Here is a 13,584-nt window from a genome sequence, read left to right on the forward strand (position 1 = left end):
GAAGCAACGGGATCCGACCCTGCTTGTTCCGATAGATCGCAGCAGACTGTCAGAGGCGGGGTGGGTCCGGTTGCGGGGGTGTCCGCGGCATGGATGCCGCGGCCAAGGCTACATGGACGTACTTGCGCCGTCCCCCGCAACCGGACCCACCCCGCCATCCCCTGGAATGCCCGCTGTTGACGTTGCTTCTTCAGTCGAGCATGGCTCGACTCTACAAAGGGGGGGCGGGCGGCAGCCCGGCCCAAGCCCGCCACCTGCGCAGGTAGAATGCGCACATGGCTCTTTCCCTGCTCAAGTCCCTCAAGCCGGTCGCTGGCCGCGCCCTGCAGATCGCCCTGAACCGCGCCCTGGCGCTGGATCCGGACACCCGCCACGCCCTGGCCAGCCTGCACGGCCGGCACATCGACCTGACCCTGGAAGCCCCGTCGCTGGCAATGCGCATCAGCGTGGAAGGCGACCAGCTGCGGGTCGGCCCGGTCGACGCGCAGGAAGCCGACCTGGCCGTGCGCAGCAGCCTGGCCGGTGTGCTGGCACAGCTGCCGCTGCTGGCCAACGCACGGCGCAGCGACGACCACGGCAAGGGCCGCGTGCGCGTGGCCGGCGATGCCGAACTGGCGCGCCGCCTGCAGCAGCTGGCCAAGGGTTTCGATCCAGACTGGCAGCAGCCGTTCGTAAGCGTGTTCGGCGACGTGCTGGGCGTGCAGGTGGCCAACACCCTGCGCGGCGCCCTGCAGCACGCCCGCCAGGGCGCGATCGACCTGGCCCACAGTGCCGCCGAATTCGTTACCGAAGAATCGCGTGATGTGGTGCCGCGCGGCGAACTGGACGCCTTCCACGATGACGTGGACGTGCTGCGCGACGACGTTGAACGATTGCAGGTGCGCGTGCAGCGACTGCGGGGTGCCGCATGAAGGCGCTGCTGCGGGCCAACCGCATCGGCCGGGTCATTCTGCGTTACCGACTGGACGACCTGCTGCAGGGCACCCCGGCCGAGCGCTGGCTGCGCCTGGCCAAACCCTTCGTGCCGCGTGCACCGGCCGCCATTGCCGCGCAGTCGCGTGGCGCGCGCCTGCGCCTGGCCCTGCAGGACCTGGGCCCGATCTTCGTCAAGTTCGGCCAGATCCTGTCCACCCGCCGCGACCTGGTCCCGCCGGACGTGGCCGCCGAACTGACCCTGCTGCAGGACCGGGTCAAGCCGTTCGACGGCGATACCGCGCGCCGCATCGTGGAAGAAGCGCTGGGCCTGCCGGTCAGCGAGGCCTTCGCCAGCTTCGATACCGAGCCGCTGGCCTCGGCCTCGATCGCGCAGGTGCACGCGGCCACCCTGGCCGATGGCCGCCAGGTGGTGGTGAAGGTGCTGCGCCCGGGCATCGAGAAGCAGATCGACGCCGACATCGCGCTGTTGAACTCGCTGGCCAGCCTGGTCGAACGCACCCACCCCCGTGCCGACAAGATCCGCCCGCGTGAAGTGGTGGCCGAGGTGGAAAACACCCTGGCCGCCGAGCTGGACCTGCAGCGCGAAGGCGCCAACGCCAGCGTGCTGCGCCGCTTCTGGGAAAACAGCGACGACCTGTACGTACCGGAAGTGATCTGGAGCCACACCGCCGAACGCGCGCTGACCCTGGAGCGCGTGTGGGGCATTCCGTCCGACGACATCGTCGCCCTGGACCAGGCCGGCATCGACCGCAAGGCGCTGGCTGCCAAGGGCGTGCGGGTGTTCTACACCCAGGTGTTCCGCGACAACTTCTTCCACGCCGATGCGCACGCCGGCAACATCTGGGTCGACACCGATCCGGCGCGCCGCGACAACCCGCGCTTCATCGCGCTGGACTTCGGCATCATGGGCCAGCTCTCGCAGGAAGATCAGTACTACCTGGCCGAGAACTTCATGGCCATCTTCAACCGCGATTACCGTCGCATTGCCGAACTGCACGTGCAGGCGCGCTGGATGCCGGACAACGTGCGCATCGATGATCTGGAAGCGGCGGTGCGTTCGGTGTGCGAACCGTACTTCACCCGGCCGCTGTCGCAGATTTCGCTGGCCGAGGTGCTGCTGAAGCTGTTCCGGGTCGCCCAGCGCTACCAGCTGACCCTGCAGCCACAGCTGATCCTGCTGCAGAAGACCCTGCTGAACATCGAAGGCGTGGGCCGCCAGCTGGACCCGCAGATCGACATCTGGGCGGTGGCCAAGCCGGTGCTGGCGAAGATCCTGCGCGAGCGTTACAGCCCGCGCAGGGTGGTGCGCGAGATCGGCAAGCGCCTGCCGGAAATCATGACCCACGCGCCGGACATGCCGCGCCTGGTGCATGCCTGGCTGAGCCAGCAGGTGGAAGGCCGCCACGAACTGGCCATGCGCTCGCGCGATCTGGTGGCGCTGGATGCCAGCCTGCAGAAGCTGCAGAAGCGCGCGGTCGGCGCGATCACCGGCGTGGGCCTGCTGGCCATTGCCGCGCTGTTGTATGTACTGCAGCCGCCCGGCTGGTACTGGGGCGATGTGCCCATGCTCAGCCTGGGCGCTGCCGCCTTGGGCGCGTTCGCGCTGGCCCGCGCCTGGTGGCGTTGAGCCGACCCGGTTGAGTGGCTGGCAGCGCAGGACGCTGCCAGCCCATTCCGCGGCTACCAGTGGTAGCCCAGGCCCAGGTGCGACTGCACGCTCTGGAATCGATCCAGACGCGTTGAATGCCACGTCTTGCCCAGCCCGGCTTCCAGCATCAGATGCTGGCCCAGCGGCTGGTTGCGGCGCAGGAAGACCCGCTTGGAGTCGTGTTCGCGCAGCAGCAGCGGATCGGAGTCGGCGGTATACCCCGAGGTGCCCTGGCCCAGCCACAGCTGGGTGGAACCCCGCCCGCTGCGGTCCTTCAAGCGCAGCGACACGGTGGTGCCATGACCATCGGGGCCATTGGACTGGCGATGACGCTCGTGCCGCAGCGACGCGGTGACGCGCGGGAAGTAATGCGACGCGCCCACGGACCAGCCACTGACATAGGCGCCGGCATGGTACTCGGCGTACTTGCCGCCCACGCTCAGCACGGTCTGCGGCGCCACTTTCCACTGCAGGTCCTGCTGGATCTGCCGGTTCACGAACACCGGATCGTCGTTGGACGCCATGGCCGCGGTGCGGGTGGAGAACCGTGGCGACCAGGTGTGGTGCAGCGCGCCCTGCACCCGGTTGCCGCCGAAGCGGGCACTGCCGTAGTCACGCTCGCCATGGGCCAGGCCCAGCTGCCAGCGGCTGTCGCCAGTGCGCCCGGCCACGTCCAGGGTCTGCACATCGCGGTGGCCGAAGCCATCGGTGTAGTCGGCGTGGTCCAGTTGCAGCGCAACCCGGTCGATACCGGCATGGGCGCTGGACACGGCCAGCAGCAGGGCGCACGGCAGTGCGCCACGGAAGATCAATCGCATGGTGGTTACTCCAGGGGTTGGGAATGCAGTTGCTGCGCCAGCCGGTAGCGGCCCGCCGGCAGGTTTCGTTCCACGGTGATGCGTGGGCCGAACTGGCTGCCCGCAGCGACGATGCGCCCGGGCAGGATGATCACGCCGACGCCCAGCGCGGCGCGTGCGCCGATCCAGGCACCCAGCTTGTCGCGTTGGCTGTCGTGTACTTCGCCGCCCATATGCACGCGGATGTGGGCGCCATCCAGGCGGTGGTTGCTGGTGCGTACCAGCGCGCCCAGGTAGGCGTGGTCATCAATGCGGCTGTCGCCGATGAAGCACTGCGGGCCGATGCTGACCTGCTGGCCGATCAGCGCGTGCTTCAGTTCGCTGGCAAAGCCGATGCGCGTGCCATCGCCGATCTGCAGTGGCCCGCGCAGCAGCGCGTGGTTGCCGATCAGGCAGTCGCGACCGATCAGTACCGGGCCCTGGACATGCGCGCCATCGCAGATGCGGCTGCCGGCGCCGATGCGCACCGCACCCCGCAGCGTTGCCCGCGCTGACACCTGCGCACGCGGATCGATGGCAGGCACCAGCGTGGCCAGTGCCGCTTCCATCGCCTGCAGGTCATTCCACCACATGCGGGTACCTGGTCGGCTTGTCGCGTGCCGGCTCGCGCCCGGTGCACAGTCCCTTCAACCCGTGCACCAGCCAGATCGCATAGGCCAGCAGCACGTACAGCATGGAAAACGCGGCGGCGGGCACCAGCCAGGCACTGCGGTGGTGCACCGCGCTGATCACCGCCAGCAACATCACGATGCCGATCCAGACCAGCGGCATCACCGCCAGCATCAGCCCGCCGGGCCCCTGCACCTGCGCCGCACCGAACCAGACATGCAGCGAGGCAGCCACGCCCAGCAACGCCAGCAGGATCATCGGCAGGATGCTGAACACGCCGAAGCGGCTGAGCAGCAGGCCGCGGTGCAGGCGCATGCAGACCGCATAGCCCACGATCCAGCGCCGCCAGCGCCGCCATTCCTCGCGCAGCGTGTTGCATTCCTGCGGGTAGACCACGCAGCGGATGCTCTGCCGCACGCGGAAGCCCTGCGCCACCAGCGACCACGACATGTCCAGGTCTTCCACCCGGGTGCGATCGGAAAACCCGACCTTGCGCAGCACGGCGGTGCGGAACAGCCCGCACGACCCCGACACGATGAACGGTGCGCCGCCCAACCACTGCTGGAAGCTGCGCTTGATCACGATCATCGGCAGCTTCAGGCTGGCCCGCACATGCGGCAGGAAGCCGGCGCCGCGCAGGCACGAGGAAGGCACGCCGCCCACGGCATCGGCGCCGTGCTCGATCTCGGCCAGCAGATGGCCCAGGCCATCGCCGTTCGGGTCGATGCGGGTATCGGCATCGGTCAGGAACACCTGTTCGGCAGTGACATGCTGCAGGCCGTGCATCAGCGCACCGCCCTTGCCGGTGTTGGCCTGGTGTACCGCCACCAGGCGCCCGGGCCAGCGCGCCTGCAGGTCGTCCAGCACCTGCGCGGTGGCATCGGTGGAGCCGTCATTCACGCAGATCACCCGCGCCACGTAGCGGTTGTGCAGCAGGTCGGTGAGCGAACGCGCCAGGCACGGCGCTTCGTTGTAGGCAGGCACGATGGCGTCGATGCTGCGCAGTTGCTGGCTGGGCCGGCGCGCGGCGTGCACCAGCAACCGCACCGCGATGAACGCACACATGGCCAGGAACAACAGGGTTTTCATCACAGCACCATCCGGTGGGCCAGGAAGCCTTCGCAGGGACCGATGCCGATCTGCTGGCCGCGGAACTGCGCGTGGCAGCGCAGGTGCCCTTCCTGCATGTACTGGCGCTCGCCCTGGCTGGCGTGTTCGCGCAGCGCCAGGATCTTCTGCTCCAGCTGTGCGCTGATGTCCTCGAACACCTGCGGCGCGAACTGCGGCAGCGTGCTGGGGCTTTCGTAGCACAGCACCTGGCCCACGCCGCGGCAGGCGATGATCGAGCACTCATGCACGGTGCGATGGTCCTGGTGATGGTCCTGCCCGCACATGGTGTAGACGCGCTGGGGTGCCACGGCAGCGCAGGCACGCTCGATGGTCGCGATCAGTTCGTTGCGGCAGGCCGGGAAGCAGGTATCGGGGAAGTCGCACTGCTGCACATGCAGGGCGCCCAGCTGCTGCAGGGCGCGATGCGATTCGCCGCTGCGGTCAGCGCCATCGTGGCAGCCGCGGCCACCGCGGCTCAGCACCAGCGCGTGGATGCGCGCGCCGTCACCGGCCAGTTTGGCCAGGCTGCCGCCGCAGCCCAGTTCAATGTCATCGGGGTGGGCGCCGATCGCCAGAATATCCAGGGGCATGGCGGGGTCCTTGCAGGATTCGGGAAACAGGCGCGTGTGCCGGGGCGTGCGCCGAGAGGGCCGGGACTATCGCAGTGCTGTCGCAGGTGATCCATGCAACATTTCCGAAAAGCGCGCAGGATCACGCTGCAATGCCAGCCAGCGCGTGGATGACGCCACTCGCGGCGATGGTGTGGTTCGCGCGACAATCGTCCGATCGTGCCGAATGCGGCACGCCGTGCAGGACGCGATATGGATCTGGCAGCACTGAAGGACGCACTGGCGCGCCACGGCGCCGACAACGATGCGCGCGAAAGCGAGCGTGGCCGGCGCATGCTCAACATCACCGCCGATACCGGCGAACTGCTGTCGGTGCTGGTGCGGTTCGGCCAGGCCCGGCGCGTGCTGGAAATCGGTACCTCCAACGGCTATTCCACGCTGTGGCTGGCCGAGGCCGCCGCCGCCATCAATGGCCACGTGACCACGCTGGAATACGCCGCCGACAAGGTGGCGATGGCACGCGCGAATTTCGCCCTTAGTGGCCTGGCCGAGCGCATCACCCTGGTGCAGGGCGATGCCGGGGTCTGGCTGGCAGCGGCGGACGACGCCAGCGTGGACCTGCTGTTCCTCGATTCGGACCGCGAACAGTACGCCGGCTGGTGGCCGCAGCTGCGCCGCGTGCTGCGCCCCGGCGGCCTGCTGGTGGTGGACAACGCCACCTCGCATGCCGCACAGATGCAGCCGCTGTGCGCGTTGCTGGAGGCCGATGCGGACTTCAGTACCAGCCTGGTGCCGGTGGGCAATGGCGAACTGCTGGCGGTGCGCAACGGCTGACGGCTGCGTGTCCCATACCCGGGGTCAGAGCCCTCTCCTACGGAGAGGGATCCGACCCCATGCGGGGCCCCCGTATAATCGGGCGGTGAGTACCGATACCGAATCCGCCCCCGAAACCGCCCCCCTGCAGCTGCTGCACCTGGACGAACGCCTGGCCGTGGTCAACAAGCCGGCCGGGCTGATGGTCCATGACAGCAAGCTGGCCCGCGGCGAAGATGATTTCCTGGCCGACCGCCTGCGCGAGCAGCTGGGCCGCCCGATCTTCCTGGTGCACCGCCTGGACCGCGCCACCAGCGGCTGCCTGCTGCTGGCCTTCGACCGCGACACCGCCAGCGTGCTGGGCAAGGCGCTGATGGGCGGTGAGGTGAGCAAGGATTACCTGGCCATCTGCCGTGGCTGGCCCGCCGAGGAGGCCTGGCAGGTGGACCACGATCTGGATGGCGGGCCCGGCAAGCCGGTGAAGAAGCCGGCGGTGACCGATTTCCAGCGTCTGGCTACCGGCGAGCTGTCGGTGCCGGTGGGGGAATTCGCCAGTTCGCGTTACGCGCTGCTGCGCTGCCAGCCGCTGACCGGTCGCTTCCGGCAGATCCGCCGGCACCTGAAGCACCTGTCACACCACCTGATTGGCGACACCAGCCATGGTGATGGGCGCCACAACCGCAATTTCCGCATGCAGGGCGTGCATCGCATGCTGCTGCACGCCGAACGACTGCGTTTCCCGCACCCCGACGGCGGCGTGCTGGATGTGCGTGCACCGGTGGATGCCGGATTCCAGAAGGCGCTGGACCTGTTCGGCTGGCAGGTGGTCTGAAGGTAACGCCGGGGTTAGAGCCCTTTCCCGTTGGGAAAGGGATCCGACCCCGACGGGATTATTTCTTTTCCGGCTCGTTCACGATCGCTTCCAGGTCTTTCTGCAGATCGGTGATGAGCGGCTGCATGCGGGTCTGGATGGCCACCATCACGTTCTGCATCAGCGCCGGGGTCTTGTCCAGCAGGCTCTGGCCGGCCGGGCTCTCGTAGAACTCGGCCATGGCCAGCACGTCTTCCTTGCTGAAGGTCTTCTTGTAGAGATCGACATACATTGGGCGCAGCTGCTGCCACGACAGCGCCTGGCGCAGGGTCTGGGTGGTGCGCGCCTGGATGCGCTGCAGCTGTTCCTGCTGCTGGGCGGTCAGTTGGCGCTGCGCGGTGGCCTGCTGGAACTGCTGCTGCTGCATCGCCTCGATCTGCGGCAGGGCCGCATCGAGCATGGTCTGCGCGCGCGAGGCGGCCAGCAGGCGGTTGATGTCGCTGTCGGTCGGCGGCGCCGCCCAGACCGGGCTGCTGCACGCGGCCAGGGCCAGCAGCAGGGCAGCGCGGCGCAGGCGCGCGGGCAGGGCGGGGACAAGGCGGGTCATGCGAAGCTTCCTGCGGTACATGGAAGCCCCAGCATACCTGCTGCGCAGGCGAAGGCGGCGTGTTCGGTACCTGATCGGCGGCATACGCCACGCGATGGCGGCCACGGCAACGCTGGTACGGCTACAATGCGCGCATGGGCATGGGACCGGTCACCATCAGCGCGCAGCTTGAAATCCCCGACGGCGAGATCGTCGAGCGGTTCGTGCGCGCCAGTGGTGCCGGCGGCCAGAACGTCAACAAGGTGTCCACTGCGGTGGAACTGCGTTTCGATGTGGCCAACTCGCCCACGTTGCCCGAGCCGTTGCGCACGCGCCTGCTGGCCCGGCGCGACCGGCGCATGACCGGCGAAGGCGTGCTGGTCATCGATGCGCAACGGTTCCGCACCCAGGATCGCAATCGCGAGGATGCGCGCGAGCGGCTGGCGGCCTTCATCCAGGCCGGGCTGAGCGTGCCCAAACCACGCAAGGCCACCAAGCCGAGCCTCGGGTCGAAACTGCGTCGTCTGGACGCCAAACGCGGGCGCGCGCAGATCAAGCGCGCGCGCTCATCACGTGACTGGGAGTGATTGCTTGAACAACCCGACGCCGTTGCTGCCGGCCGTGCCGCCGAGCATGCCGCAGGTCAAACCCAACGCCTTCCTGCGCTGGCTGGCGCGCTGCACCCTGCGCCTGGGCGGCTGGAAGGTGACCGGCACGCTGCCGGACATTCCGCGCCTGGTCTTCATTATCGCGCCGCATTCGTCCAACTGGGACGGGCTGTGGGGCATGGCGGCCAAGATCGCACTGGGCATGAAGGTGAAGGTGCTGGGCAAGGCCTCGCTGTTCTGGTGGCCGCTGGGCCCGCTGCTGCACCGGCTGGGGGTGATCCCGCTGGACCGCAGTTCGCCGCAGGGCACCGTCGGCCAGGCGGTGGACCTGCTGCGCAACAACGAAAAAATGTGGTTCGCCATCACCCCCGAGGGCACCCGCAAGGCGGTGAAGGACTGGAAGGCCGGTTTCCTGAAGATCGCGCGGATGGCCGACGTACCGATCCTGGCGGCCTATTTCCACTACCCGGAAAAGACCATCGGCATCGGCCCGCTGTTCACCCCCACCGGCGATGATGCCGCTGACATGGCGGCGATCCGTGAGTTCTACCGCCCGTGGATGGGCAAGACCCGCGGCACGGTCTGAAACGCCCCGCAGCGGCCGCTTACACGCCACGTCCGGCACATGCCGGGCGGCCGCGACAGGAGTAGGGTGGAGGGCTGTCATTCCCTACCGCCCGCCCAAGGAGCGTTCTACATGTCGCGTACCGTAGTCCTGGCCGCCGCCATCAGCCTGGCGCTGGCGGCCTGTTCCGGCAAGGAGTCCACCCCCGTGTCCGAAGCCCAGCAGACCCCGGCCCAGCAGCCGGCCGATGCCTCCACCAACCCGCTGCTGAGCGCCAGCACGCTGCCGTTCCAGGCGCCGCAGTTCGACAAGATCAAGGACAGCGATTACCTGCCGGCCTTCGAAGAAGGCATGCGCCAGCACCTGGCCGACGTGCGCAAGATCGCCGACAACCCCGAGCCGGCCACCTTCGACAACACCCTGGTGGCGATGGAGCGCAGCGGTGAAACCCTCACCCGCGTGTCGCGCATCTTCTTTGGCCTGGTCCAGGCCGATGGCACCGATGCGCGCCAGAAGATCCAGGAAGAGATCGCACCGAAGCTGGCCGCGCACCAGGACGAGATCAACCTTGATCCGAAGCTGTTCGCGCGCGTGAAGTCGCTGTACGACCAGCGCGACACGCTGGAACTGGACCCGGTGCAGAAGCGCCTGGTCGAGCATTACTACGACAACCTGGTGCGCGCTGGCGCCCAGCTGTCCGACGCCGACAAGGCCAGCCTGCGCAAGCTGAACGTGGAAGAGACCACGCTGTCCACCCAGTTCCACACCCGCCTGGTCGCGGCCACCGCTGCCGCCGCCGTCGTGGTGGACGACAAGGCCAAGCTGGCCGGTCTGGACGAGAACGCGATCAACACCGCCGCCACCGACGCCAGCGCCCGCAAGCTGGACGGCAAGTTCCTGCTGCCGCTGCAGAACACCACGCAGCAGCCGGTGCTGGGTTCGCTGAGCGATCGCGACCAGCGCGCCGCCGTGCTGAAGGCTTCGGAAACCCGTGCCGAGCGCGGCGATGCCAACGACACCCGGCAGACCGTGCAGCGCCTGGCCCAGCTGCGTGCGCAGAAGGCCAAGCTGCTGGGCTTCGACACCTACGCCGATTACAACCTGGGCGACCAGATGGCCAAGACCCCGGCCGCGGCGCTGAAGCTGCTGACCGACACCGTGCCGGCGGCCACCGCCAAGGCGCGTGAGGAAGCGGCCGACATCCAGAAGGTGATCGACGCGCAGAACGGCGGCTTCAAGCTGGCCGCTTCGGACTGGGACTTCTACGCCGAACAGGTGCGCAAGGCCAAGTACGATCTGGACGAATCGCAGATCAAGCCGTACTTCGAACTGGACAACGTGCTGCAGAACGGCGTCTTCTACGCCGCCACCCAGCTGTACGGCATCACCTTCAAGCCGCGCACCGACATTCCGACCTACAACCCGGACATGAAGGTGTACGAAGTGTTCGACAAGGACGGCACCTCGCTGGCCCTGTTCTACACCGACTACTTCAAGCGTGACACCAAGTCCGGCGGCGCCTGGATGGACGTGTTCGTTGAACAGGACGGCCTGACCGGTGCCAAGCCGGTGGTCTACAACGTCTGCAACTTCACCAAGCCGGCCGCCGGCCAGCCGGCGCTGCTCAGCTTCGACGACGTCACCACGCTGTTCCATGAGTTCGGCCACGCGCTGCATGGCATGTTCTCCAACGTGAAGTACCCGTCGATCGCCGGCACCGCCACCTCGCGCGATTTCGTCGAGTTCCCCTCGCAGTTCAACGAACACTGGGCGCTGGACCCGAAGGTGTTCGCCAACTACGCCAAGAACTACAAGACCGGCGAGCCGATGCCGCAGGAACTGGTGGACAAGATCCTGAAGGCACGCAGCTTCAACCAGGGCTACGCGACCACCGAATACCTGTCGGCGGCGCTGCTGGACCTGGCCTGGCACACCCAGAAGGCCGATGCCCCGCTGCAGGATGTGGGCGCCTTTGAAGCCAGCGCACTGAAGAAGTTCAAGGTGGACCTGCCCCAAGTGCCGCCGCGTTACCGCACCACCTACTTCGACCACATCTGGGGCGGCGGCTATTCGGCCGGCTACTACGCCTACTTCTGGGCCGAGGTGCTGGACCACGACGCGTTCCAGTGGTTCACCGAACACGGTGGCCTGACCGCGGCCAACGGCCAGGAGTTCCGCGACAAGATCCTGTCGCGCGGCAACAGCGTGGAACTGTCCACCCTGTACCGCGATTTCCGCGGCAAGGACCCGTCGGTGGAACCGCTGCTGAAGTTCCGCGGGCTGAAATAAAAGAGCGAAAACGGCGGGGGCAACCCCGCCGTTTTTCATTGCGCCGCACCGGGGTCGGATCCCTTTCCGCACTGCGGAAAGGGCTCTGACCCCCTTGCCCGACCCAACCGGGAACCTCTGCCGCCGGTCTGTGGTCTGATCCAGCTACCACCCACCCGGAGCCTGTCATGGATGCTGTCGCCCGCCCTCCCTTTTCCCAACGCGCACTGCTTTGGCTGAAGAAAGAAGCCCTGCCGCTGCTGGTGATGCTGGGCCTGCTGGCCGCCGCCCGCGACACCCTGGCCAACCACTACGTGGTGCCCAGCGGTTCGATGCAGCCCACCCTGCAGCCCGGCGACCGCGTGGTGGTGGACATGCGCGCCTACGGCCTGCGCCTGCCCTTCACCCACCAGCAGCTGCTGGCCACCGGCACGCCGCAGCGCGGCGAAGTGGCCGTGTTCGATTCGCCGGCCGACGGTACCCGCCTGATCAAGCGCGTGGTGGCCGTGGCCGGTGACCGCGTGCAGCTGCACAGTGGCCACCTGACCATCAACGGCCAGCCGTTGCAGATGGCCGGCCTGGCCGATACCGAAGCCTTCGGTCCGCGCCAGGCCCAGCTGGACCTGGACATGGGCGGTGGCCCGGATATTGCCGACCTGCAGGTGCCGGCCGGCAAGGTGCTGGTACTGGGTGACCACCGCGGCAACAGTTTCGATGGCCGCTTCTTCGGCTTCGTCGATGCCGATGCCCTCTACGGGCGCGCCGTTTCGGTGTACTACCGTCGCGGCGATGGCTTCGAGTGGCTGCGCCTGTAAACTGAATTGATACGTTCTGCATATCAATCCTGACCTATCAGGTTATGGATCGACTGGATAAGGCGACCTACGCTGGCCGCCTGACTCCCACCCTGGCCGCCCCACGGCCACACGATCCCATGACTGGCGAAACCGCGGCGGCCACCCACGCCCGCCCCCGTACCCCCGATTCCGGCACTGACACCCGCATCCAGCAGGGCACCCCGGCGTTCCGCCGTACCGCGGTGGCGCTGTTCCTGGCCGGTTTTTCCACCTTCGGCCTGCTGTACACAGTGCAGCCGTTGCTGCCCGAGTTCAGCCGCCACTTCGGCGTGTCAGCCGCCGGCAGCGCGATGTCGCTGTCGTTGAGTACCGGCACGCTGGCGGTGGCCATGCTGCTGGCCGGCCTGCTGTCCGATGCGGTCGGCCGCCGGCCGCTGATGATCGTGGCCCTGATGGCGTCGGCGCTGCTGTCGCTGTGCACCGCGCTGGTGGATGACTGGACCACGATGCTGGTGCTGCGCACCCTGCTGGGCCTGGCCCTGAGCGGTGTGCCGGCGGTGGCCATGACCTATCTGGTGGAGGAGATGGACAGCCGCGCGCTGGGCCTGGCGATGGGCCTGTACATCGGCGGCAATGCCATCGGCGGCATGAGCGGGCGCCTGCTGGCCGGCATCATCGCCGACCACTGGGGCTGGCGCTGGGGCATCGGCGCGGTGTCGATCATTGCGGTGGCGAGCACCGTGCTGCTGTGGCTGCAACTGCCGGCGTCGCGGCACTTCCAGGCGCGCCGTGGTGGCCTGCGCCAGTTGCCGTCGCGCTGGCGCACGCTGTTTGCCGACCCCGGCCTGCCGTGGCTGTTCGCCACCTCGTTCGTGCTGATGGGCGTGTTCGTCACCCTCTACAACTACCTGGGCTATCACCTGCTGGCGCCGCCCTATCACCTGAGCCAGACCGTGGTCGGGCTGATCTTCAGCGTGTACCTGGTGGGCACCTTCAGCTCCGCATGGATGGGGCAACTGGCGATGCGGCACGGGCGTGGCCGCATCCTGACGATTTCCTTTGCGCTGATCGGGGCCGGCATCGTGCTGCTGATGCTGCCGTGGTTGACCACCATGGCGCTGGGCATCGCGCTGGTGACCTTTGGCTTCTTCGGCGGGCATTCGGTAGCCAGCAGCTGGGTCGGCAGCCGTGCCGGGTCGATGCGTGCCGAAGCGTCGGCGCTGTACCTGTTCGCCTACTACCTGGGCAGCAGCGTGCTGGGCGCCGTGGGCGGGCTGGCCTATGCCGCGTGGGACTGGCTGGGCGTATGCCTGTTCACCGGTGTGCTGACCCTGCTCGGTGGCGGCATCATCTGGGCGCTGCAGCAGCGCGCCCCGCAGCCGGTGACCGCCTGAACCCCCGCCGGGC

14 protein-coding genes are annotated in these 13,584 nt (G+C 67.9%); 9 read left to right on the top strand and 5 right to left on the bottom strand.

The window, feature by feature from the left end; translation table 11 throughout:
• Window positions 1–275: 275 nt before the first annotated feature.
• The gene (locus tag AC06FA_RS15290; protein WP_478069056.1) at window positions 276–911 is read left to right on the top strand and encodes a ubiquinone biosynthesis accessory factor UbiJ; all 636 of its coding nucleotides are present in this window, start codon (window positions 276–278) and stop codon (window positions 909–911) included.
• Window positions 908–2,563, top strand: coding sequence for a ubiquinone biosynthesis regulatory protein kinase UbiB (gene ubiB / locus AC06FA_RS15295; protein WP_478069057.1), 1,656 nt, complete (start codon window positions 908–910; stop codon window positions 2,561–2,563). The genes AC06FA_RS15290 and ubiB overlap by 4 nt, the downstream gene beginning before the upstream one ends.
• 53 nt (window positions 2,564–2,616) lie before the next feature.
• On the opposite strand, the gene AC06FA_RS15300 is transcribed toward ubiB, so the two are convergent.
• The 4 genes from AC06FA_RS15300 to AC06FA_RS15315 are packed head-to-tail and all read right to left on the bottom strand — an operon-like array spanning window position 2,617 to window position 5,750.
• Window positions 2,617–3,402 (bottom strand): YaiO family outer membrane beta-barrel protein, encoded by a 786-nt coding sequence (locus AC06FA_RS15300; protein WP_478069058.1) that lies wholly within the window; start codon window positions 3,400–3,402, stop codon window positions 2,617–2,619.
• 5 nt (window positions 3,403–3,407) lie between these two features.
• Window positions 3,408–4,013 carry an LbetaH domain-containing protein gene (locus AC06FA_RS15305; protein WP_478069059.1) on the bottom strand — a complete coding sequence of 202 codons (606 nt, stop codon included), beginning with the start codon at window positions 4,011–4,013 and terminating at the stop codon, window positions 3,408–3,410.
• Window positions 4,000–5,139 carry a glycosyltransferase family 2 protein gene (locus AC06FA_RS15310; protein WP_478069060.1) on the bottom strand — a complete coding sequence of 380 codons (1,140 nt, stop codon included), beginning with the start codon at window positions 5,137–5,139 and terminating at the stop codon, window positions 4,000–4,002. Before AC06FA_RS15310 ends, AC06FA_RS15305 begins: the two co-directional genes overlap by 14 nt.
• Window positions 5,139–5,750 (bottom strand): PIG-L deacetylase family protein, encoded by a 612-nt coding sequence (locus tag AC06FA_RS15315; protein WP_478069061.1) that lies wholly within the window; start codon window positions 5,748–5,750, stop codon window positions 5,139–5,141. Before AC06FA_RS15315 ends, AC06FA_RS15310 begins: the two co-directional genes overlap by 1 nt.
• 231 nt (window positions 5,751–5,981) lie before the next feature.
• Between AC06FA_RS15315 and AC06FA_RS15320 the strand changes: the two genes are divergently transcribed.
• Together AC06FA_RS15320 and AC06FA_RS15325 are read left to right on the top strand one after the other, a co-directional pair.
• Window positions 5,982–6,563: an O-methyltransferase gene (locus AC06FA_RS15320; RefSeq protein ID WP_478069062.1), complete on the top strand. Its 582-nt coding sequence runs from the start codon at window positions 5,982–5,984 to the stop codon at window positions 6,561–6,563.
• 85 nt (window positions 6,564–6,648) lie between these two features.
• Window positions 6,649–7,374: a pseudouridine synthase gene (locus AC06FA_RS15325; protein WP_478069063.1), complete on the top strand. Its 726-nt coding sequence runs from the start codon at window positions 6,649–6,651 to the stop codon at window positions 7,372–7,374.
• A gap of 58 nt (window positions 7,375–7,432) precedes the next feature.
• On the opposite strand, the gene AC06FA_RS15330 is transcribed toward AC06FA_RS15325, so the two are convergent.
• Window positions 7,433–7,960 carry a DUF2059 domain-containing protein gene (locus AC06FA_RS15330; protein ID WP_478069064.1) on the bottom strand — a complete coding sequence of 176 codons (528 nt, stop codon included), beginning with the start codon at window positions 7,958–7,960 and terminating at the stop codon, window positions 7,433–7,435.
• A gap of 134 nt (window positions 7,961–8,094) precedes the next feature.
• On the opposite strand from AC06FA_RS15330, the gene arfB reads away from it, so the two are divergent.
• From arfB to AC06FA_RS15355, 5 genes are all read left to right on the top strand, one after another.
• Window positions 8,095–8,526 (top strand): alternative ribosome rescue aminoacyl-tRNA hydrolase ArfB, encoded by a 432-nt coding sequence (gene arfB, locus AC06FA_RS15335; RefSeq protein ID WP_478069065.1) that lies wholly within the window; start codon window positions 8,095–8,097, stop codon window positions 8,524–8,526.
• A gap of 4 nt (window positions 8,527–8,530) precedes the next feature.
• Window positions 8,531–9,133: a lysophospholipid acyltransferase family protein gene (locus AC06FA_RS15340; RefSeq protein ID WP_478069066.1), complete on the top strand. Its 603-nt coding sequence runs from the start codon at window positions 8,531–8,533 to the stop codon at window positions 9,131–9,133.
• 111 nt (window positions 9,134–9,244) lie between these two features.
• On the top strand, window positions 9,245–11,401 hold the full coding sequence (gene dcp, locus AC06FA_RS15345; RefSeq protein WP_478069067.1) for a peptidyl-dipeptidase Dcp: 2,157 nt from the start codon (window positions 9,245–9,247) through the stop codon (window positions 11,399–11,401).
• A gap of 167 nt (window positions 11,402–11,568) precedes the next feature.
• Window positions 11,569–12,195, top strand: a complete 627-nt coding sequence (gene lepB, locus AC06FA_RS15350) for a signal peptidase I (protein ID WP_478069068.1) — start codon at window positions 11,569–11,571, stop codon at window positions 12,193–12,195.
• A gap of 119 nt (window positions 12,196–12,314) precedes the next feature.
• Window positions 12,315–13,571: an MFS transporter gene (locus AC06FA_RS15355; protein ID WP_478069069.1), complete on the top strand. Its 1,257-nt coding sequence runs from the start codon at window positions 12,315–12,317 to the stop codon at window positions 13,569–13,571.
• Window positions 13,572–13,584 lie beyond the last annotated feature (13 nt).

It is taken from the genome of Stenotrophomonas sp. Steno-C17, from assembly GCF_056393165.1.